Here is a 19,145-nt window from a genome sequence, read left to right on the forward strand (position 1 = left end):
TCCTTGTTGTCAGGGAGTGCGCTGCACGCGCAGCTCGGCGTGAATGCCGTTGCCGGTGATGGTCGGTCCGCTGTTGCGCCACATGCGCAGCGCGTAGCGGACAGTTCCATTGAGGGTCCGCTCAGGCAGTCGCATGAATGCGTCCATCGGCTCGCTCGACTGGATGTCGAGAAGCCCACCGCCGCTGTCTTCGATGGTCAGCAGGCCTGACGCGCGCACGGCCGTCGACCCGCCGGCGGTCGTCTGCTCGACGATTTCCCAGCCGCCCGACCAGGTGCCGGTCGTCGACAGGGCGCCGGCCATTTCCTGTGTGATCAGGAACTTGGCCTCGACGAGATCGCTGGCCGCGACGCCCGACAGGTCGAGCTGAACCGCGAGCGCATGCGTGCCGGTGTTCGGCGCCAGGTTGGACTGCTGCCCATACCGGCCGGTGACGGCATCGGGATTGCCCGCCCCCGTGCCCAGCTCGGCCGTGCCGTAGTAGACCTTGCCGTCCGTCGCGAGCGCGAAGTGGCCGTTGACCTTGGTCATGCTGACCACGCTGGTGGCGCTGGGCCCGAACCACCAGACCAGGTCACTCGACGATCCAAAGCCTGGCCCGAGCGTCAGACGCTTGCCCGCTACGTCGATGGAGACCGGAGCGCCGAAGAACACTTCGCCGCCGACGATCTTCAACACGTCGATCACGACCCCGCCAACCGTGTTGGCCAGCGAAATCGCCTTGGCGACCATGCGGATCAGCGAACCGCCCTCGTCGGCGACGACCTCGACCTTGGCCTCTTCCGATCCGCTGGACGCCGTCAGCTTAAGCCAGGCCACGACGCGCCCCTGAACGGTCGTCATCGCCGATTGCAGCAACCCGGTCGCGGCGCGCAGGCCGCCGAAGCTGGCCGTGGTCGAGGCGTCATAGGTGCTGATCGCCTGGTTCGCGTCGGCCAGGCTTTGGGCGATGGCCTGGCTCTTGGCCACCTGCACTTCGCCAGTCGGGCTGGTGAAGCGGGCGTCGGTCGTCGTCTGGTACGACGCGAACGAGGCCGACAAGGTCGAGTACGCCGTCAGCGCCGTGGAGGCGTCGGCCTGGGCGGCGCGAACAGCGGCGTCAACCGGATAGACGTCAGCCACCTGGATATCGATCGTCTTGGCCGAACGACCGCTGGCGTAGCCGTCCCAGGTGGCCATGGCATAGAAGGTCACGACGACTGGCGAAGGCACGGCGACCTTCTTGGTGAACCGTCGATACCCCGGGCCGCCCGCGCCGATCACACCGCCGTTGTCGGGGTCGACGCCGCAGTCGATCCGTCCGATCTCGCCGCCGGGATACGAGGCCAGGAGGCCGCAGCCGCGCCAGTCGCCCGACGTGACCATGGCCTGGAACTCCAGGATCCAATCACCCGGCGTCAGGACGACGCTCTGCACGATCCCATACATCTGGGTCGCCGCCGTCGACCAGCGGGGGGCGTAGCGGCCTCCTGGTGCGGGTTGGCGTGTGGCGGCCGCGCCGTTGAGGTACTCGCTCCAGCCGTCGGGAATGCCCGCCGCCGCCGTGTACGCCCCGAACCGAGCGTTCGCGACGACGGAGTCTCCCTGCTGCATGGAGACGCCGACGCGGTTGGTCAGCACGGCCAGGCTGCCGTCGGTCGCAGCTTGCGCCAACTCCAGGCTCGCTGTGCGCGCCAGGCTGTCTTTGGCGGTCGACAGGTCGTTGAACGGTAGGGCGACCGCGCCCTGATTGACCATCACGTATGAGAAGGTCGAGTTCAGGTGGCCGTTGGGCACGGCGTAGCAGATCTGGAACCCATCGGGGACCTGACCCGCCACGGTCGCCGGTACCGTGACGCCCTTGAGTTCGGCGCGCTTGGTCCAGCTCATCACGCCGGTGTCGAGGAACACCTCCGCGCTGTTGCCCAGCTGAATACCAGCGCGCGTCCAGGTGAAGAACACGAACGCTCGGGCAGAACCGAAGCTGCCGCCCGGGTCGCCTTGCAGGCCCAAGCTCCACACGTCGCCAGGACTGGTCCCGTGGATCTCCGAAAGCAGGACCCGCGTGGCGCCGCTGGTGTTCGCCACCGCACCAAAGTACGGGCCGTATCGCGGATCGTTGCCGACCACGAAGCCTCCCGACGGCGCGGTCCAGTAGCGCAGGGCCTGAGGATCGGCGGCATTGCCGTTCCTAAGCGCGTTGGCGACCACGCGGCGGCTGGCCTCGAGGTCGCCGATACGGGCCACCGCCGCGGCGTTCTGGGCCGTACGCAGGGCGACCTCGTCGGTCAGTCGCGCATCCGCGCCGTCCGCCTGGACCTCGACGTCGGCCAGGCGCTGGATCACGCCGGTTCCTGGCGTCTGAAGCAGAGCCAGGGCCTGGCCCGACGCTATCGACGCGGCCTGCGTGGCAGCATCGACGGCGGCGATAGCCGGCTGCACCGACGCGCCGGCGTCAGCGATGATCTGGGCCGGGGTCTTGCCCTCGACCGTCCCCGCGTCGACGCCACCGACTTCGACTTCGCCCAAGTCGGTCCCGGTCCCCCCGTTCTCGACCCCGGTGGCCGTGATGTATCGCAGTCGGACCTGGTATCTGGCTCCAGCCTCCACCCCGGTGACAACCAGTCGGACCGCCTTCGCGGAGAAGGTCTGGGACTGCCAATCTCCATAGGTCACAGGAGTGGTAGCGAAGATCCGCCGATAGTCGACGACGATCGAAACAGCCTCATAGAGATCCGCTTCGCCTTCCACGACGATCGCGGGAAGCGCGCCATCCGAGCCAGCCAGTTGGCCTGCCACGACTTCGAATGCCCCCTCCCCCGGCAGAGGAACAACCGCCGGGTTATAGGAGGTGAGCTGTCGGGGGATGGGTGGGTCGTTCACCTGGCCAAGCGCATAGCTGTGCTTGGCGTCGGTCTCGGTCCGCATCGTCCAGCCGACGGTCTTGGTCGACATTTCCCGGGTGCGCTTCAGCAGCCGGATCTTCTGCCCATTGAGCCCGGTTTCAGGGGCCTGGATCAGGGCGCAGGATCCCGGCGGCACCCAGCGGAGCCAGGGCTTCAGCATCAGCACGATGCTGTTCAGCTCACGGGCGTCCTCGATCGCGTATCGGCAAAGCTGGCCGACTTGGGTGGCTTCCTGCACGAGCGGCAGGCCGAGCTCGATCGACCGCTCCTCGCCGTCCGCTTCGACGTAGGCGGCCACCTGGACCGGCGCGTCTGGGGTCACAACCTCCCAATCCAGCGCCTCCTCGGTGTAGGAGGGCCAGACGGTGTTGATCGCCTCGTCTGCCGCCACTTGCGCCGGCACCGTCGCGGTTCCGACGATGTCGTCATCCGTAACCGTGACGAGGCTCGCCGACGGCGCATTGACCATGCAAGAGATCTGCGAGCCGCCCAGGATCGGCGTCGCCGCCCCGGCCTGCAGGATCGCTTTCAGAACTTCCCAGGTGTTGTCGGTGCTGGTGACGCAGCCGCCCATGGTCCAGCCGTTGGCGTCGCAGACGTTGGCCAGATGTACGAAGGCGGCAATGTCGATCTCCTCGGCGGTGGCGCCGAGGCCGAGGATCAGCACCCCGCCCGAAAGGCGGCCGATGATCCAGGTTAGACCGTGAAGGCCAGGGTTGGCCGACCACTCCCAGGTGGCTTCGTCGTCGATGCGATGGGGGCCGTTCCCACCAGGGTAGGTGCTGTCCTTCCGAGGGTCGTAGACCTTGACCCAACGCCCCACCATGCGCGGCGAGGGCACGCCCGAGGCGAAGCGCTCGGGGTCATACTCTAGTGCCCAGAGGGTGGCCGCGTAGCCAGACAGCTTGTGCGCCGCCGTCCATTCCGAGGGCATCCCGCCATGATTGGACGGCGTATCCTTGGAGCCGACCGCCGTCCAGCGCATCCAGCCCTCAGTGGCGAGCCCCAGCTGGCGCTTCTGCCACATCCGATTGAGGTAGTAGCCGGAAGCGCCCTCGCCGCTGTCAGCGGTGAACGAGACCGTCACGCCCTCGCACTGGAACGCCTCGAAGCCCTGGATCGGCCCGGCCCCGCTGTAGACAGTGGCGAAGTTCAGGTACTTGTTGCCCGACCCCGCCGACTGGTTGAAGACGATGTTCCCGCCGATCGCGCAGCGACCCATGCCGTAGGGCACGCCGGCGCGAGGATCGGCCTGCCACTGCACGGTCGATCCTTGGTCGCGGATCTTCGGCGTCATCGCCTCGGTCGCCTTGACGACCGCATAGGCCTCGACGGCCAGGGTGGCGGCGGCGGCGACGTTGGCGGCCGTGGCGGCGGCGCTGACCGACATGCCGATCGCGCTTGCGACCTGGAACACGGTTTGGCCGACCCACGCGGCGACGGCTAGGGCTGCTTGAGGCACGGCGGTGCGCTCCACAGGATCTGGATGTCGGAAGGTTCCGGACGGGCAATGCGGCAAAGCCCGTCCACGTTCGAGAAGGCAAGGACGTGGTTCTGATCCATCACCACGCCCAGGGCGGGCCAGTCCTCGCCGCTGGGCAAAGCGACGATGTCGCTGGGCAAGGCGTAGGCCCAGCCGAGACGCATGAGGCCCAGATCGTCCACGGCCGCTTCGATCGAGGCGAACCCGGTTCGCCTGATCGCGCGACGGGCGCCAAGGGCGGTGCTGTAGAGGCCGCCGCGTAGTAGGCGCGGCGCATAGCCCATGCCAAGCGCCGCGAAGGCGGCCAGGCGCACGCAATCGTAATGGCCCCAGGCGAAGGCGTGACCCTCGAACGCGGCGCGCGTGGCCTCGGCGACCTGAACGCGGAGATCCAGAGGATGGGTCACTTCGTCACCCCGAAATAGGTGGAACCGTAGAGCCGCGCATAGGCGGCGGCCTGGGCGGCGCTCAGCGAACTGGTGGGGGTCGTCGAGCCCCAGGGGATCGTCCGGCTGACGTTCTGCATGAACTGCATACCCATCTCGCCGGGCTTGCAGCGCTGGTGCGTACCGTGGTTCAGCCGCACCCCTTCCCGGGGCCGCAGGAACCGGCCAAACCGGCTCAGCACCGTGACGGTCAGGGACCGGACCCCCTTATCGACGGTGTTCGTCGGAACGTCGCTCTGCCCGATCATCAGCGGGATCGCATCGCCAATCGGGCGCCCCGTGATGGGATCCAGCACTACCTCCCAGATCCGCACGCGCCGCTTGCCGGCGGCCGACAGAGCGGCGGTGACGGTGTTGACCAAGGCCGGGGGCGGGAAGAGCACGAACGATGTCGAGGGCACTTCAGAGGTCACGCCATCGCTGATCGGGCCGACAGCGCCAAGCACGCCGTAATTGCCGTCGACGGGGGTGAACTCGGCGGCCTGACCGTCGACCGGAAAGCTGAAGGGCGAGTGCTCGCTAAGCCGCAGCGGTCCCGTCGGAAGGTCCCACTGAAGGCAATAGGGCATCATCACCGCCGAGCGTTTCAGCGCGGCGGCCGTCGTGGGCGCGAGGCTCATGGCGGTTACTGGATCTCGGTAATCGTGAAGCTGACGCCGGTGTGTCTCAACCGGACCAGCGACCATTCGACGTTACCCGTCTCCAGCTTTCCCTGGATCTGGGGGTCGGCGAAGTTGAGGGCGGCGCCATCGGGAGGCCTGACCCGAACCATGGGACTGATGGGCAGGAGCGCCTTGCCGTTGGCGTCGACCAGGGCGTCTGCGCTGGTGCAGTAGAGGAAGCCTTCGCCCGCGACCTCGAAGCTGAAGAACGCGAAGCCAGGAACCGTCGAGCCGGGGGTAAGCCCCCTAACAGCCAACCTGGCTCCGGTCTGGCCCGCTCCATCGACAACCGCAGTCGCCGGGATCTGGGCGACGTCGGCCTGCGGCCAACTCAACGAGATTAGCCCGCCCTCGGTCTTGTGCCTGACCTGGGCGGCGCAGAACCGGCGGGCGTCGACCGGGTTCAATTCGGGGATCGTGACCTTCACTCCCCACTTGCCCGGCCGAAGGATCGTCTGGACCTTGCCGACCACGATCGGCTCCATGTCGGCGTTGGCGTCGACATAGAAGGGCTCGACCTGAGCCGTCTTGGGCAGGCGTGGAAGTTGGAAAGCCATCTACCTACCTCCAGCCCAGCCGGGCCTTGGCCTGCTGCGCCAGCCGGGCCTGGGTGAGCGCCAGGCCGCCTTGCGCGCCTCGGGTCGCCGCCCGGTTTTCACTGGCGTCGATCTGGTCGTTGATCTGCGCCAGCAGATCCTCGGTCATCACCGCGCCGCGCAGATCGAACACCGGCCCGCCGCCGCGCAGGAACGACCCGCCCGCCAGAGCCGCCGGTGACGAACCCAGGATCCCACCGCCTGCGAAACCGCCGATGCGGCCCGAGTTGATCGCTTCGAGCAGCGCGCGATGCTTTCGCGTGGCGGCGGCGTTGACGATGAACTCGCCGTCGCTGAACCGCGCGAGCTTGCCCTTGCCGTTGCTGGCCAGGATGCTGTCGGAGGTTCCCGTTCCCGGCCCCTGGAGAAGACCGCCACCGGCGAAGCCGCCGAGGTAGCCGCCGTCCTTGAAGCCGAAGAGCGCCATCGCCGCCTTGGCGATCCCGCCCCCCGCCTTCTTGGAAAACGCCTCCGCGAGGCCCTTGGCAGCCCCCTTGAGAAGCGACTGCCGCAGTTGCTCGCCGAAATAGGCAAGCAGCCCCTTCGCGCCGCCCCTGAAGGCCGCATCGAGCGCGCCGTAGGTCGCATCATAGATGCGATCGAACTGCTGCTGGCGCATGGCCTCCAGGGCGTTCGCCAGGTCGGCCACGCGGTCTTCGCTGCTGACCAGACCCCGCTCGTTCGAAACCACATCGACCGGGCGGCCGACGTCGCTGTTGATGTCGAAGAAGGTGCTGGGATCGACGGTCGCGGGATCGATCTCCCATCCCTGGATCCCGCCCTTGTCCTTGCCCTTACCCTTGGGCTTGCCCGCCGGTGGAGCCGTGGCCGCCTGAAGCGCCTTGGCCTCGTCAACGAACTCCTTCAGGTCGGCGTTGCCGAGATCGACGATCGCCTTCTCAAGCTCGATCATCCTGGCCTTGGCGGCCTTGATCGAGTCAGCAAGTTCCTGGTCGCTCTTGCCGCCCGTGTACCAATTGGCGATCTCGCCCGCGAAGAACCGCTTTGCCCGGCCCATTTGGTCTTGCAGCGAGCCGTGGTCGCCAAAGCCGAAATCCCGGCCGAACGCCTCTCGGCGCTGCTGGGGCAAGCGTCGCTCGTTGTTCTGGATCTGGGTCGAGAGGTTTGCCCGCTCGCCGAGCAGCTTATTGATCGCCGCGGCCTTCTGCGCGGCGGCCAGCTCCCAGAGCTTGGCGGCCGCCTTGCCGACCTCCCCGGCGAAGGCCGTGATGCCCGGCACCGCCCCGGCGGCCTCCTTGCCCACGCTGGCCAGCTTGCCCGGCGTCGGATCGAGGAGCGCCCTGGCGTCGGCCAGCGAACTCTTCAGGTCGTCCGTCGTCGCCTGGAGCCCCGCCACATCGCGCTGGGCGACGGCGGCTTCACCAGCGACGCTGGCGATCGCGATGCCCACGGCGGTGATCGCCAGACCGACGGGCCCGCCGAAGGCCGTCAGGATCGCCGCGCCAGCGCCGCGTCCCGCCACCGCCGCCTTGGTGGCGTTGGCGACGAAGCCGACGCCTAGCGCCACGCCCAGGACGGCGATCGCCGGGATCAGCACGTCGATGTTGTCGGCCAGCGTCTTGATCGCCGCCGCCATGGTGGCGCTCGCGCCCGAGGCTTGGTCGCCCTCGCCGACGTACTTGACCAGGGCGTTGCGCAGCTGGGTGAGCGCCTGCGCCGTAGTCAGGCTCGACTTGGCCGCCCGCTCCTCCAGCTGGGCCGAGCCCCGCAGGAAGGCCGCGAAGAACTCCTGCGACGAGACCTTACCGGCCAGCACCTCGGCCCGCAGTTTGGCGACCGAGCCGCTGAAGCGATCGGCCCCGGCCGCGACGGCCTGCAGGATCGGGAAAGCACCCTCGTTGATGCTGTTGAACTCCTCGGCCCGCACCGTGCCGGCCTGGAGCGCTTGGCTCAGCTGGAGCAGCGCGCCCGAAGCGGCCGCAGGATCGCCGCCCTGGATCCGCAGGGCGTTGGTCACGCCGTCGGTGAACCGCAGCAGGTCATTCTGGCTCGCGCCGAGCGTCTTGGCCGCCTGCGCGGCCCGGCCATAGAGCGTGCCCAGCGTCTCCAGTTCGACGCCGTTCTTCTGCGCCGAGGCGAACAGTGCCTCTTGGACCTGCGCCAGCGCCGCGCCCTCGACGCCGGCCACCTTCAGCGAGTTGGTGAACCGGGTGTAGGTGTCGGCGATCTCGGCGACCTCGCGGGCGCTCATCGCCGCGCCGAACGCCGAAGCCACGCCCGCCAGACCAGCCCGCAACTTGTCGGGGTTGAGGCTGCTGGCCAGGTTGTCGTTGGCCGCCTTGAAGTTCCGCGAGAACTTCCAAGCGCGGTCCTCCATCTTCTTGGAGCCGCCGTCGACAACGCCGATGGCCTTGGTCCACTGCTTTTCCAGGCTGCGAATGTCGGCCGAGACTTGCAGCAGCAGAGCGTCGGCGTCCTTGCGAGCCATGCTTCACCCCTTGGGATAGATTTTGTTCAGGGCCTTGCGAGCGCCGGCCGCCAGGTCGCGCTTCGTCGGCCTCTTCCAGGCGCGGTAAGTCGGGAAGAAGCTCGGGCTGGCCTCGACGTGGGTTCCGTCGCGAGCGCGGTGGCCGTGCTCGATGTTGCCGCCGATGAACTTGCCGTCGGCGTCGCGGGCGTCGGCCGTGATCCGGTAGCTCAATGGTCGGTCCGGGTTTTCGTAGGCGCGGATGCTGTCGCGGAACTTGCCCGGGTCATCCGATTGGGGATCGACGGGGGCGGCCCTCTTTTGCCGCCCCACCAGCTGGTCGACCTTTCGATAGAGCCTGCTGTCGACCTCTTCCTTCACAGCCGGCGGCAGGCGCTTCATGCGCGCCAGCGCCCGCTCGATGTTCTTCATGCGGCGCGGCATGGCGTCATCCCCACTTGGCCATAAGGGCGTCGTGCTCTTCGGGTGTGGGCGGCTTGGGTGGTTCTTCACCGCAATTGGCCGCCTTCCAGCCGGAGATGGCGGCGGCCAGTTCCCATTCGGTCAGGTCGTCGACCTGACGCGGCGAAAGGCCGATGACAGCGCCAAGGCCGTACAGCTGGGCGAAGTCGGTGAGAGCGGTCAGGTCGCGGGGCTCTCCCCCGCCATCGGCTCCCCCGGCTCTTCCTCCTCCGGGGCTTGCCGCGAAGCCCAGAGGACCTCCAGGGCGGTCGTCGCGTGGTCGAGCAGCCCCTGGATCCCGCGCTCGTCGATATCGAGGCGAACCAGGTTCGTCGCGTCCTTGCTGGTCATGCCGGCCCCCAGGAGGCCCTGGTAGATCGGCGCCCGCACGTCCTCGGCGTGGAACTCGACGCCGGCGGCCAGCGCCTCGATGCCCGAGTATTTCGAGAGGGCGAAAACGGCCCGAGCCAGCCGGCGCAGCACTTCGCCGATGCCCGTTCCACAGGCTTTCTCGATGCGGCGGATCTCGCCGAGGCGGATACGGAAGTCCCGCTCCTCCCCGGCGAAATCGGCGGTGCAGTGACCCGAGCCGTCCATCAGCTGCCCGCCTGGATCACGGTCATGGTGATCTCGCCGTCGGAGGCCAGCGTCATGGACGTCTGGGCCTTCTCGCCGACGTTGCCGGTCACGGAGAAGTTGGACAGATGATAGAACCCTTCCCACAGGACGCCGCCGTCAGCCGCCGGGACGTCCATGATGATCTGGCACTTCACCGGGTCAGGCGACTTCAGCCAGGTCCACATGCGCGGCAGGTCCGGCAGGTTGAGAATGCCGGCGCCGGTGAAGGCGCTCGACAGCGACACCTTCTCGCGCACCAGCCAGGACAGCAGATCGGTGTCGGTGCAGTCGGGCAGGTTGAAGTCGTTGGTCGCGGCCTCGAAGGTCAGTTCGCGCTCGGCGTTGATCGAGCAGATCCCTTCGAAGGTTTCGGGGTTTCCGCCCGCGCTGACCTTCAGCACGAGCTTCACGCCCCGCGCATGTTTAACGCCCGCCATGACGGGGCCTCCTATGAATGTTGGTGGACGCCCTACCCGGGCCAGGATCGGGGCGAGCCCCGGATGTCACGCGCCTGGTCAGTCCAGGGCGGTTGTCTCGTAGCGATAGGCGACGCGGCCCCGGCTCGATTGGTCGGGGTCGGTGCCGTAGGTCTCGGGCGTTTCCATCTCGGCTAGCACGACCGCGTGCCCCTCGATCTCCAGGGCCTCGCCCAGGGCCTGGACGATCGCCGCGCCCATCAGGCGGGCCACGTCGGAGCCAGGCACGCCGGCGACGATCTTGGTCCACCATTGCACGGTCGAGACGATCTCATGCGCCTCGCCGCAGCCGTCGGACTGATCGTCGATTTCGTGCTGGCCGAGGACCACGTAGGGCAGCGGCGCGTTCGTCGGCACCTCGGTGTAGAGCCTCACCTCGGCGAGGCCCATGGCCGCCTTCAAAGCGGCCGATGCCCGCAGCGCCGCCTCCTCCGCGCGCTTGAAAGGAAGGGCCGGGCTAGCCATCGGTCCCTCCGGTGTCGCAGGCGAAATCGAGGACACGAGCGCGGCGATCGAGGATCCTAGAGCGGATCGCGAACACGTCGCCCGTGCCCAGGTCGACGACGCGGAACGCCGTCGTCACCGTGGCCAGCAGCTGCGAGATCCGCACCCGCACGACGACGGGCTGCACGCCCTGGAGGCGGGCGTTGATCGCGGTCTCACCGCCGCGCAGCCAGGTGAAACCGGCGGCGGTCTCGAAGGCCGGATCGGCGACCCAGTCGCCCAAGCGGTCGCCGTTCCGGTCGAGGCCCCGCTGTTCGAAGCGGACCCGTTCGGGAAATTGTCCGGCCCGCATGTCAGCCCTCGCGAACCGGGTTCGCCTGGATCAGGCTGACGGGCTGCTGGCCGCGCCGGGGCGTGGCGATCCGATGGGCCTTGCCAGCGGCGATCGCCGCCGTCGCGCAAGGCGTCGTGACCAGCAGGATATGCCCGGGAAGGTAGACGGTGGTTCGCCGGCGATCCTTGGGCGGCGTCCAGTCGAAGCGGGCGGTGAACTCGACCCACGGCATGGCACAGCCTCCTGGTGCTGGCGGTCAGAAATTGGGGCGTGCGTACTTGCGCAGCAGGTTGGCTACCGTGGCCGCGCGCTTTTCCCCGTCGCTCATCGCCGGATCGAAAAGCTCCTCGACCTTGAGGAGCACGGCGGCCTGAACGGCCGGCGGCGGCGGGCTGGGGATCTCGTGGCTAGCGCGGACGTCGTCGCTGGCGGCGTTGAGGTACAGCGTGATCAGGGCGTCGTGGTCGCCGCTGCACACCGCCAAGTGGACCTTGGCCATGTCCAGAGAGACGAACGGCCCGGCCGAGGGTTCGACCGGGTCCGCCATCAGCCTTGCCCTTCGCCGGCGGCCGTCAGCGCGGCCAGCTGGCCCGCCAGACGATCGGCCGTGGCCTGGACGTTCTCCAGATCCTCCAGCGCCGTCAGGCGCTCTTCCTTAGCCGTGGCGAGGTCCGCCTTCAGCGCCTCGACTTCGGCCGCCAGGGCCTCGTTCGTGGCCTTGGCTTCGGCCACTTCCGCAGCGGCCGCTTCCAGCCTGCCCGAGACGGCCGAGAGGTCGGCCCGCAGCGCGATAAGCTCGCCCTCGGCCGTCTTCAGCTTCTTCACCGCCTCTTTGGCGACGCCCGCCTGCCTGGTGGCCTCGGCCTCCAGCACGTCGGACGGCTTGGTCTCTTCGGCAAGGCCGGCTTCGATCCAGGCGCGGCCGATAGCCGACTTCACTTCGACCACGTCCCCATGGCCATACGAGAACGAGGCTCCGGCCATGGCCGTGAGCATTTTGACGTACATGGCGTCTTCCTGTTCTTGGGAGGGGGCCGGCCAGGATCAAGTCCCGGCCGGCGAGCCGCGCTTAGGCGGCGGCGTTGACGTATTTGCGGATCGACTCGTTGGAAGCGTCGATCAGGTCGCCGTCGTGACGCGACCAGGCCAGGAAGCCGATCTGCCCCTTCTCCAGGTACTTGGAGTCAGCGAAGCGGAAGAGCGTCACCGCCATCACGTCGCGGATCTTGTACTTCTTGAAGTCGCCGAACAGCAGCGAGGTCGCGCCGGCCGCCATCTGCGCCATGTGCTGGTTGATGGTGTAGCCGTAGCCCAGGATGTCGTTGGGATCGCCGCCGGTGACGCCGGGGCGCCACAGCGGGCGGCCCTGGCCGTCCTTCAACTTCTTGATCGCCTTCAGCGTCTGGTCGTGGAACATCCACGTGCCGTTGCGGCGATAGGCCGGATCCAGCGAGTGCTCCATGTCGACGAAGTCGTCATAGGTGATGCTGGCCGTCTGACCGGCGGCGCCGGTCTTGCCCAGCGCCGCCGCGACCGCCGCGCCGCGCGGCTTGTTGTTCCCGTCCCCGACCGTGGTGTGCCGGTTGGTGATACGGGCGATACGCTCGGCCAGGGCGCCGTTCACATAGGCCTCGATGTCGACCCGGGCGTCTTGGATCAGTTCGATCGGAACGGTCACGACCTTCGAGCCGTACTTGTAGGCGCCGATGTCGGTGGTGCCGAAGGTGATGTCGCCACCCGTTGCCGCCGTGCTTTCGCCGACCAGTTCGCCCTCCTGGCCGCTCTCGTCCACCGTCGGGAAGTCGATGGAATTGCCGCCATCGGTCTGGAACACGTCGGCGACCGCGCGCATCCCGCCGTAAGCGGCCATCTTCTCCAGCAGGGTCGCCGAGAAGTCGCGCGGGACCAGGAAGCCGCCCTGCGCGCCGGTGCCGACCGACTGCGCGCCGTAGAGGCGTCGGCCCTCCTCCCGGCGGTTGGCCACGTACTGGCGCTGTTCGTCGTCGAGACCGTCCAGGCCGCCCCGGCACCAGGCGTCGAAGATCGCCTTCTCGGTGGCGACGTTGTTGGTCTCCTCGTCGACCGAACGGCCCGAGCGCTCCGACCGGCCGGCGCCGCGGCCTTCCAGGCTGTCTTCGATCTGCAGGGCACGCTCGAAGCGCTCGATCTGGCCGTCCAGGTCGTCGATCTTGGCGTACAGGTCGTCGACCTGCTTGGCGGCCTCGGGGGTCCAGTCCTTGCCGGTCTTGGTGTCCAGGATGTTCCGGGCTTCCTTGGCATGGGCCGCGCGTTGTTCCCGCAGGGCCTGAATGGCTTTCGCCATGGGTAGTCTCCATGAAAAAAGCCGCCGGGAGATCCCAGCGGCTTGAGGGGTGGCGCCCTTGCGGGGGCGGGCTAGGCGGCGCGCTCGTAGAGGGCGAGCCGGGCTTCGTAGCGCTGGCGGTCGTTGGCCATCGCGTCGAAAGTCGTCTCCGGCGGCTCGGTCAGAGCCTTCGGGGTATTGCTGTAGGCGGTGAGGTCGAACGCCGACAGGCGGGCGTCGACCTTCGGCTTTTCGGCCAGTACGTCGGCGAAGCCATGGTCGATCGCCTCGGCCGAGGTGAACCACGTTTCGGCCGCCATCCACGCGCCCACCTGATTGGCGTCCTTGCCGGTCTTGGCCACGTAGTCGTTGACGATCGAGCCATCGACCTTGTCGAGCAGATCGGCGGTCTCGCGCATCTCCCGGGCGTTGCCGATCGCCAAGCCCCAGGCGTTATGGATCATCACGAACGCGCCGTCGGCGATCCGCACCTCGTCGGCCGCCATCATCAGGAACGACGCAGCCGAAGCCGACAGGCCGTCGACATGGGCGATGACCTTCGCGGGGTGTTGCTCCAGCGCGACTTTCATCGCCCTGGCGTCGAACACGTCGCCGCCGGGCGAGTTGATGCGCAGATGGATGGTCGAGGCCTTGACCGCCTTCAGGTCGCGGACGAAGTCGCCCGCCTCGATCCCCCACATGCCGATCGCATCGTAGAGATAGACCGTGGCTTCATCGCCGGCGGTCTCGGCCTTGGGACGCGAGCCGCGATCCTTATTGCTGGCCAGCATCTGGATCAGCTTTCGCATCACCTTCTTCCTTCTTCTGTTGAGGGCCTGCCCAGGCGGTCAGCTTGTCCGCGTTGGGGTCGGTGCTGCGCGGCAACTTGCGCCGGCGACGCACCTCGTTCTGGGTCTCGACGCCGGGGCCGGACGATCCGCCCAGCGCGATCCTGTCGGCCTCCGACCGGGTCTTGGTGTCGGCGCGGTCCAGCGCGGCCGGGTCGTGCTCGCAGTAGATGTTCCACGGGCCGAAGAGCTTCCAGCTGCACTCCTCGTTGATGGCCTTCCAGTGCGGGTCCAGGGTGTGGGTGCGGAAGAACACGTCGAGCACCAGCGTGCCCGTGCCCCAATTCGTGCCGTCCATGGCCAGGTGGGGGCGCGGCACACCGAACAGCCGGCCGATGTCCTCGACCGAGAACTTTCGTGTCTCCAGCAGCTGGGCGTCCTCGGCGGTGATCTCCAGCTGCTTGATCTCGCCGCCCTGGTCGAGGACGGCCGGCCCGGAATGCCGGTTCTTTCCGCCGAAGCGGTTCTTCCAGTACGTGCGGATCTCGTCGGCCTGGCCCGAAGCGTTGGCGAACTTCTCGGGGTAGCTGATGTAGGTCGGCGGGGAGGCGTCGTTCTCAAAGAATGCCTCCGCATAGCGGTCGGCCTCGAGGCCGATCCGCACCGACCTGGCCATTGCCTGGATCGGCGTCTTGCACTTCAGGCCGTCCCACTCGACCGACCCGGGGAAGTGCAGCACGTCGTCTTGGTCGGCGATCACGATCTGGCCGTCGTCGAGCGTCATCTGGTAGCGCAGACGCCCGTTGCGCAGGCTGATCGCCACCCGGCTGAACGGGATAGGCCACAGCGCCAGCGGCTGGCCCGACGGCTTGCGTTCGATCCAGGCGATGCCGTTCCCGCGCAGCAGCATGTTCGCCACGATCTGCCGCCAGAAGATGGTCGGCGTCATGCGCGGGTTCGGTCGGTCCTTAAGCAACCGCGCCGTCGGATGATCCAGCATCACCTGGTCGAAGCCGTCGGCGCCGCGCTGATAGGTCAACAGCGGGGACATGGCCGTAGCGCCAGCGATCAGCGCGACGCAGCGGTAAACCGCCCCGTGGCGCATCGCCGTGTCCGGGCTTACGCCCGAACCGAGATCCGGGAAGACGCTATGCCAGGCCTCCTGGTCGGACGACACGAAGGTCGTTCCAGCCTGGGGCCGCCCCTCGGGGTCACCGAGGACGAGGGGCTGATAGCCGCCGGCGGCGGACTTGGGTCGAAGGCGCATCAGACATCCACCACGCCGCCGGTGATCGATTTGTCCTCGGGCTCCTCATGGAAGGCCAGGACGCAGCCCATGACCGCAGCCACGATGCCGTCGATCTTCTCGCGCGACTTCTTTTTCGCCGGAGCGAAGTTCATGTTTTCGTCGAAGCGGACGACGGTGTTTTTCGCCATCCAGCGCAGGACGGGGTTGCCCCCGTGGTCCATCTCGCCGGCGTACACCAGGCGCTCGAAGTGCTTGGTGCCTTCGCCGAGCGAGGGGATGCCCTGGCGGATCTCAACGAACTTGTCGGGATCCACGCCGTCGCGCTGCAGGTCGGTGACCAGCTTGCGGGCGTTCCAAGGGTCGAAGCCTATTAGCTCAACGTCGTAGTCGCCAAGCGCTTCCTGGATCGCCAGCATGACGACGTTCTGGTCGACGTAGTCGCCGTCCGTGGTCTCAAGCGCCTTGGCGGCGACGAAGCGGTCATACGGGACGCGGGCGTCGCGAACCCGGTTCGCCATGCTCTCGGCCGGAACCCAGAAACGACAGATCAGCTTCCACCGCTCGCCCGGCTTCTCCGGCGGGAAGGTCAGCACCAGGGCGGTGATGTCCTGCGTCGACGAAACGTCGATGGTCAGGAAACACCGCCGGCCGCGCAGTTCCTTGGGGAACCTCTTCCAGGCCGCCTTGTCCTTGGCGCAGGCGTCCCATCGCTTGATGTTCAGCCAGCTGACGAGGCTGTCGACCCACTGGTTGAGGTGGTAGCGCCGGAAGTGCGCCTCGGCCCGTGGGTTGTCCTTGGCCAGGGCCGCCTCACGGCGAAGGAAGGCGATCGTCGGCGACAGGCCCAGCGACGGGTTAGCCCCCGGCCAGTTCTTTTCGTCGAACGGGTCGGCCTCCGGGTCGGCCGCGAAGATCACGACCAGCGTGGTCGGATCGTCGATCCGGCCGTCCAGGATCCCCTGGCTCTCCTCCCACAGGCTGTATCCGACGACCTTGTCCTTCAGGCCGGCGGTCGAGGCGTAAAGCTCGATGGGCTGAAGGCGGGCGCCGGTGCCCTGACGAAGCGTCGTCTCTAGCTCCCGGCTCTCCCATTCGTGCATCTCGTCGCCGACGATGACCGTCGGCGAGCGCCCGTGCTTGCCCTCGGCCTTGCCGGTGAGCAGTTCGAACACCGCACGCAATTTCGGGATGAACAACGACTTCTTGAAGCCGTGAACGTCCTTGGCCAGGGGCGGCTTTTTCTTGTCGAGCCGCTCGCCGAAGATCATCGCCTTCATCTTGTCGAAGACGATTTTCCCCTGCTTCTCGTCGCGGGCGAACGCGAAGCCCTGGCCCGCCATCGTGCCGTCGAGCACGAAGAACAGCAGGGCCAGGGCCGACAGGAACTCGCTCTTGCCGTTCTTGCGCGGCACCCAGAGCATGAGCCGGCGGTAGAGCCGGACGTGGATGACCGTGGGCTGGCCGGTGAGCGCGTCCTTGACCTCGGCCGGGATCTTCCAGCCGACCAGCAGGCGAACGATAAGCTCCTGCCAGAGCACCAGGCGGAACGGAGTTCCGGCGAAACGGTCCTCGGTGAGGGTGAAGATCGTCGGCCAGAGGTCTACCGCGCTCTGGGCCTTGGCGTAGTCGAACCACGCGCCGGGAACGGCGGCGGCTCGCTTCCACTGTGTGACGAAGCCGGCATAGGTCGGATCGTCCTGGACGGCCTTCAGCCAGTCGGGCAGCGGCCACAGGCCCTCGCCGTGGCCAGCCTGCATCGCCGCCGACGAGACGTCGGCCGGCGCGCTATCGGCGCTCATGTCAGTGCGGACGCGGCGGCGCCGAGTCCATGCGGCCGAGGATCCCGATCGGGTCTTCCGTCGGGGTGGCCGCCGCAGGCTGTTCGGGTGGCGGGCCTGCGCCGGCGGCCGATTGCGAGCCACCGAAGAGGCCCAGCTGGACAACCGTCTGCTGGGTCTTCATCAGGGCGTACTCGTCCTGCGGCGTGAAGCCGAAGTGCTCGGACAGTTCCATCACCGCCGAGAAGGCGGTGGCCCGACGAGCGACCGCTGGGCGGTCAACCTCGCGGTTGGATCCCGAGACATTCCTGATCACCTGGGTCGGCCCCTTGGTGATGATCTCTTCGTTCGCGGTGACCCACTCGCCCATGTAGACGCAGAAGAGCGCGAAGGTGTGCCGGTGCATGTCGCCCAGGCGGTTCGTCGCGGCCAGCTTCGGCGCGTACTCGCGCCAGATCACCAGGGCCGGGGCGAAGCGCTCATCCAGGAACGCGGGCGGGGCCAGCGGATCTTCGCTCGACGCGGGCGCGGCGGCCATCAGGCCGGCGATCCGCTCGCTCTCTTGCCGCTGGCGATCGGCTTTCGACAGGCGCTTGCCGGGATTGCCCTTGGCGTGTTGCTCGGCCGCGGATTGGGGGCGTCTGCCCATGCGCGCCTCCCTCTAAAAAAAACTTCCTGGGAAAAAATATCGCGGAGTTTTGCGCGTCCTTAGCGTGCCGGAGTCCACCGTTTAGGCGGCCCAACTTTTCGCCCCCCCCTACCCCCGAAAGGGCAGGGAGGGGGTCGGCCCGCGCCGCTTCGCGGCGGCCTCATCTGCCTGCTTGGTGCTGTCGTGGCACCGCTTGCAGAGCGACTGAAACGGCCCCGCGAAGAACCGCTCCTCGTCGCCCCCGTGCCGCTCGACGTGGTCGCAGACCGTGGCCGGGGTGACCCGCTCCTCGCGCTCGCAAAAGGCGCAGAGCGGGAAGTCACGCAGCTGGCGCACGCGGATCTTGTGCCAGCGCGCCGTCGAGTAGAACCGACGCCAGGAATGCCGCGCTTGGCGGGTGGCGTCGTACTCGCGGCGGGCTTCAACACGCGACCTCGCGCCGCCCGGTCGAAGGACACGGGGACGAGACGGCATCGAACAGACCTCGGGAAGGCCGCCAGGAAGCGCGCACGAAGAAGCCCGCCACGGCGGGACCGGGCGGGCTCAAGGCGCATCTCTGTGCGTGGGCAAATGGCTACGATTAAAGGCCCGTTATTGTCAATCCTGGGCATCGTAGAAAACCGACATGCGCTCCAGGGCCGCTTCGACGATCAGGGCGGTAGCCGTGCGCATGTCCTTCTCGCCATTGGCCGGGCCGCGCAGGCTGTCGCCGATCAGAGCCCAGCCCACATCGGTCGCGGTCATGCCCAGGACGAGGAAGCCCCAGGTCGCCGCTCGCTCCTTGCGGGTCAGGCGCTCTAGCGCTCGGCCCAGGCGGTCCAGGGCCTGGAGGATACGCAGCGGCTCGGCCGTGGCGTTACCGCCGCCGCCGCTCTCGCCGTAGGAGGCCGTCAGCCGGCCGATCGTGGCCCGCTCGACGTCCATGGCGAACATCTCGGCCGTGCGCGCCAGCTTCTTGTCGACGCCCGTCGCTACCAGCACCTCGGCCATCGTCTTTGCCCGCATCACCGGCCGGACGGTGAACTCGCCCGCGTCGGCCACCTGGACCGAGGCGACGGCGATGTCCTCGCGCAGCAGGCGCTCCAGGGTCGGGACCACGCCGTCCTTGCCGCCCAGGCGAGCCCCGGTCTGGCGAAGGGCCACAGCGCGTCGAACCGTGTTCGCCTCTTCCTTGGTCGCCTCGCGGGCGATGACCTCGCGAACGGCGGCTTGGCGACCCCGGTCCAGATCGGCGGGCAGCGGGGCCTCGATCGCCCGCAGCGCGGCGCGGCTGATCGCCAGCCGGGCCTCGGCGGCCGACAGTTCCCGCAGCCCACTGGCCTTCCGGCCAGGCTTACCCTTGGTTTCTTTCTTGATGGATTTGATCATCTCAATTCTCCCGACTGACACCCAAAACGCAGCGCCAAAACGCACCGCCGAACACCCGAACAGATACGCAGCCTACGCACCCACAAACGCCACGCCTGCCCGCACCCACCGCATGGACCCCGAACCCCGCCCAACTAGGCCAACTGTTCGGAACCGTTCAGACCCCACACCTTTTCA

At 67.9% G+C, this 19,145-nt stretch carries 20 protein-coding genes; all 20 read right to left on the reverse strand.

Annotated elements, in window-relative coordinates:
* Positions 1 to 9: 9 nt before the first annotated feature.
* Positions 10 to 4,347, reverse strand: coding sequence for a phage tail protein (locus SGCZBJ_RS12550; RefSeq protein WP_133149248.1), 4,338 nt, complete (start codon positions 4,345 to 4,347; stop codon positions 10 to 12).
* Positions 4,329 to 4,775, reverse strand: a complete 447-nt coding sequence (locus tag SGCZBJ_RS12555; RefSeq protein WP_101718333.1) for a DUF6950 family protein — start codon at positions 4,773 to 4,775, stop codon at positions 4,329 to 4,331. The genes SGCZBJ_RS12550 and SGCZBJ_RS12555 overlap by 19 nt, the downstream gene beginning before the upstream one ends.
* Positions 4,772 to 5,434 (reverse strand): hypothetical protein, encoded by a 663-nt coding sequence (locus SGCZBJ_RS12560; protein ID WP_101718334.1) that lies wholly within the window; start codon positions 5,432 to 5,434, stop codon positions 4,772 to 4,774. Before SGCZBJ_RS12560 ends, SGCZBJ_RS12555 begins: the two co-directional genes overlap by 4 nt.
* A 5-nt stretch (positions 5,435 to 5,439) precedes the next feature.
* Positions 5,440 to 6,033 carry a hypothetical protein gene (locus SGCZBJ_RS12565; RefSeq protein WP_101718335.1) on the reverse strand — a complete coding sequence of 198 codons (594 nt, stop codon included), beginning with the start codon at positions 6,031 to 6,033 and terminating at the stop codon, positions 5,440 to 5,442.
* 4 nt (positions 6,034 to 6,037) lie between these two features.
* Positions 6,038 to 8,521 carry a tape measure protein gene (locus SGCZBJ_RS12570; protein WP_101718336.1) on the reverse strand — a complete coding sequence of 828 codons (2,484 nt, stop codon included), beginning with the start codon at positions 8,519 to 8,521 and terminating at the stop codon, positions 6,038 to 6,040.
* Between the two features lie 3 nt (positions 8,522 to 8,524).
* Complete coding sequence (locus SGCZBJ_RS12575; protein ID WP_101718337.1) at positions 8,525 to 8,944, reverse strand: hypothetical protein; 420 nt, start codon at positions 8,942 to 8,944, stop codon at positions 8,525 to 8,527.
* Positions 8,945 to 9,142: 198 nt separating this feature from the next.
* Positions 9,143 to 9,559, reverse strand: coding sequence for a GTA-gp10 family protein (locus SGCZBJ_RS12580; RefSeq protein ID WP_101718338.1), 417 nt, complete (start codon positions 9,557 to 9,559; stop codon positions 9,143 to 9,145).
* Positions 9,559 to 10,017: a phage tail tube protein gene (locus tag SGCZBJ_RS12585; RefSeq protein WP_101718339.1), complete on the reverse strand. Its 459-nt coding sequence runs from the start codon at positions 10,015 to 10,017 to the stop codon at positions 9,559 to 9,561. The genes SGCZBJ_RS12580 and SGCZBJ_RS12585 overlap by 1 nt, the downstream gene beginning before the upstream one ends.
* A 78-nt stretch (positions 10,018 to 10,095) precedes the next feature.
* Entirely contained in the window at positions 10,096 to 10,521 is a 426-nt protein-coding gene (locus SGCZBJ_RS12590; protein WP_101718340.1) for a DUF3168 domain-containing protein, read from the reverse strand.
* Complete coding sequence (locus SGCZBJ_RS12595; protein ID WP_101718341.1) at positions 10,514 to 10,852, reverse strand: phage head completion protein; 339 nt, start codon at positions 10,850 to 10,852, stop codon at positions 10,514 to 10,516. Before SGCZBJ_RS12595 ends, SGCZBJ_RS12590 begins: the two co-directional genes overlap by 8 nt.
* Before the next feature lies 1 nt (position 10,853).
* Positions 10,854 to 11,066, reverse strand: a complete 213-nt coding sequence (locus SGCZBJ_RS12600) for a hypothetical protein (RefSeq protein WP_101718342.1) — start codon at positions 11,064 to 11,066, stop codon at positions 10,854 to 10,856.
* 24 nt (positions 11,067 to 11,090) lie between these two features.
* A complete protein-coding gene (locus tag SGCZBJ_RS12605; RefSeq protein ID WP_101718343.1) occupies positions 11,091 to 11,381 on the reverse strand; it encodes a head-tail connector protein in 291 nt (96 codons plus the stop codon).
* On the reverse strand, positions 11,381 to 11,842 hold the full coding sequence (locus tag SGCZBJ_RS12610; protein ID WP_101718344.1) for a hypothetical protein: 462 nt from the start codon (positions 11,840 to 11,842) through the stop codon (positions 11,381 to 11,383). The genes SGCZBJ_RS12605 and SGCZBJ_RS12610 overlap by 1 nt, the downstream gene beginning before the upstream one ends.
* Before the next feature lie 61 nt (positions 11,843 to 11,903).
* A complete protein-coding gene (locus tag SGCZBJ_RS12615) occupies positions 11,904 to 13,157 on the reverse strand; it encodes a phage major capsid protein (RefSeq protein ID WP_101718345.1) in 1,254 nt (417 codons plus the stop codon).
* A gap of 71 nt (positions 13,158 to 13,228) precedes the next feature.
* Entirely contained in the window at positions 13,229 to 13,945 is a 717-nt protein-coding gene (locus SGCZBJ_RS12620; RefSeq protein WP_101718346.1) for a head maturation protease, ClpP-related, read from the reverse strand.
* The gene (locus SGCZBJ_RS12625; protein WP_101718347.1) at positions 13,911 to 15,191 is read right to left on the reverse strand and encodes a phage portal protein; all 1,281 of its coding nucleotides are present in this window, start codon (positions 15,189 to 15,191) and stop codon (positions 13,911 to 13,913) included. The genes SGCZBJ_RS12620 and SGCZBJ_RS12625 overlap by 35 nt, the downstream gene beginning before the upstream one ends.
* On the reverse strand, positions 15,191 to 16,972 hold the full coding sequence (locus SGCZBJ_RS12630; protein ID WP_205685377.1) for a terminase large subunit: 1,782 nt from the start codon (positions 16,970 to 16,972) through the stop codon (positions 15,191 to 15,193). The genes SGCZBJ_RS12625 and SGCZBJ_RS12630 overlap by 1 nt, the downstream gene beginning before the upstream one ends.
* A gap of 1 nt (position 16,973) precedes the next feature.
* Positions 16,974 to 17,600, reverse strand: coding sequence for a P27 family phage terminase small subunit (locus tag SGCZBJ_RS12635; RefSeq protein WP_101718348.1), 627 nt, complete (start codon positions 17,598 to 17,600; stop codon positions 16,974 to 16,976).
* A 108-nt stretch (positions 17,601 to 17,708) separates the two neighbouring features.
* A complete protein-coding gene (locus tag SGCZBJ_RS25875) occupies positions 17,709 to 17,936 on the reverse strand; it encodes a hypothetical protein (protein ID WP_205685378.1) in 228 nt (75 codons plus the stop codon).
* A 261-nt stretch (positions 17,937 to 18,197) separates the two neighbouring features.
* Entirely contained in the window at positions 18,198 to 18,968 is a 771-nt protein-coding gene (locus SGCZBJ_RS12645) for a hypothetical protein (protein WP_101718349.1), read from the reverse strand.
* Between the last annotated feature and the right edge of the window lie 177 nt (positions 18,969 to 19,145).

Source organism: Caulobacter zeae (assembly GCF_002858925.1).
GTDB classification, from domain to species: domain Bacteria; phylum Pseudomonadota; class Alphaproteobacteria; order Caulobacterales; family Caulobacteraceae; genus Caulobacter; species Caulobacter zeae.

Excerpts from the sequence above, each read along its gene's own strand:
- SGCZBJ_RS12575 (WP_101718337.1), bottom strand. The coding sequence starts at position 8,944 with ATGCCGCGCCGCATGAAGAACATCGAGCGGGCGCTGGCGCGCATGAAG.
- SGCZBJ_RS12565 (WP_101718335.1), bottom strand. The coding sequence starts at position 6,033 with ATGGCTTTCCAACTTCCACGCCTGCCCAAGACGGCTCAGGTCGAGCCC.
- SGCZBJ_RS12645 (WP_101718349.1), bottom strand. The coding sequence starts at position 18,968 with ATGATCAAATCCATCAAGAAAGAAACCAAGGGTAAGCCTGGCCGGAAG.
- SGCZBJ_RS12590 (WP_101718340.1), bottom strand. The coding sequence starts at position 10,521 with ATGGCTAGCCCGGCCCTTCCTTTCAAGCGCGCGGAGGAGGCGGCGCTG.
- SGCZBJ_RS12600 (WP_101718342.1), bottom strand. The coding sequence starts at position 11,066 with ATGCCGTGGGTCGAGTTCACCGCCCGCTTCGACTGGACGCCGCCCAAG.
- SGCZBJ_RS12615 (WP_101718345.1), bottom strand. The coding sequence starts at position 13,157 with ATGGCGAAAGCCATTCAGGCCCTGCGGGAACAACGCGCGGCCCATGCC.
- SGCZBJ_RS12605 (WP_101718343.1), bottom strand. The coding sequence starts at position 11,381 with ATGGCGGACCCGGTCGAACCCTCGGCCGGGCCGTTCGTCTCTCTGGAC.
- SGCZBJ_RS12635 (WP_101718348.1), bottom strand. The coding sequence starts at position 17,600 with ATGGGCAGACGCCCCCAATCCGCGGCCGAGCAACACGCCAAGGGCAAT.
- SGCZBJ_RS12625 (WP_101718347.1), bottom strand. The coding sequence starts at position 15,191 with ATGCGCCTTCGACCCAAGTCCGCCGCCGGCGGCTATCAGCCCCTCGTC.
- SGCZBJ_RS12595 (WP_101718341.1), bottom strand. The coding sequence starts at position 10,852 with ATGCGGGCCGGACAATTTCCCGAACGGGTCCGCTTCGAACAGCGGGGC.
- SGCZBJ_RS12585 (WP_101718339.1), bottom strand. The coding sequence starts at position 10,017 with ATGGCGGGCGTTAAACATGCGCGGGGCGTGAAGCTCGTGCTGAAGGTC.
- SGCZBJ_RS12580 (WP_101718338.1), bottom strand. The coding sequence starts at position 9,559 with ATGGACGGCTCGGGTCACTGCACCGCCGATTTCGCCGGGGAGGAGCGG.
- SGCZBJ_RS12610 (WP_101718344.1), bottom strand. The coding sequence starts at position 11,842 with ATGTACGTCAAAATGCTCACGGCCATGGCCGGAGCCTCGTTCTCGTAT.
- SGCZBJ_RS12570 (WP_101718336.1), bottom strand. The coding sequence starts at position 8,521 with ATGGCTCGCAAGGACGCCGACGCTCTGCTGCTGCAAGTCTCGGCCGAC.
- SGCZBJ_RS12630 (WP_205685377.1), bottom strand. The coding sequence starts at position 16,972 with ATGAGCGCCGATAGCGCGCCGGCCGACGTCTCGTCGGCGGCGATGCAG.
- SGCZBJ_RS12560 (WP_101718334.1), bottom strand. The coding sequence starts at position 5,434 with ATGAGCCTCGCGCCCACGACGGCCGCCGCGCTGAAACGCTCGGCGGTG.
- SGCZBJ_RS12620 (WP_101718346.1), bottom strand. The coding sequence starts at position 13,945 with ATGCGAAAGCTGATCCAGATGCTGGCCAGCAATAAGGATCGCGGCTCG.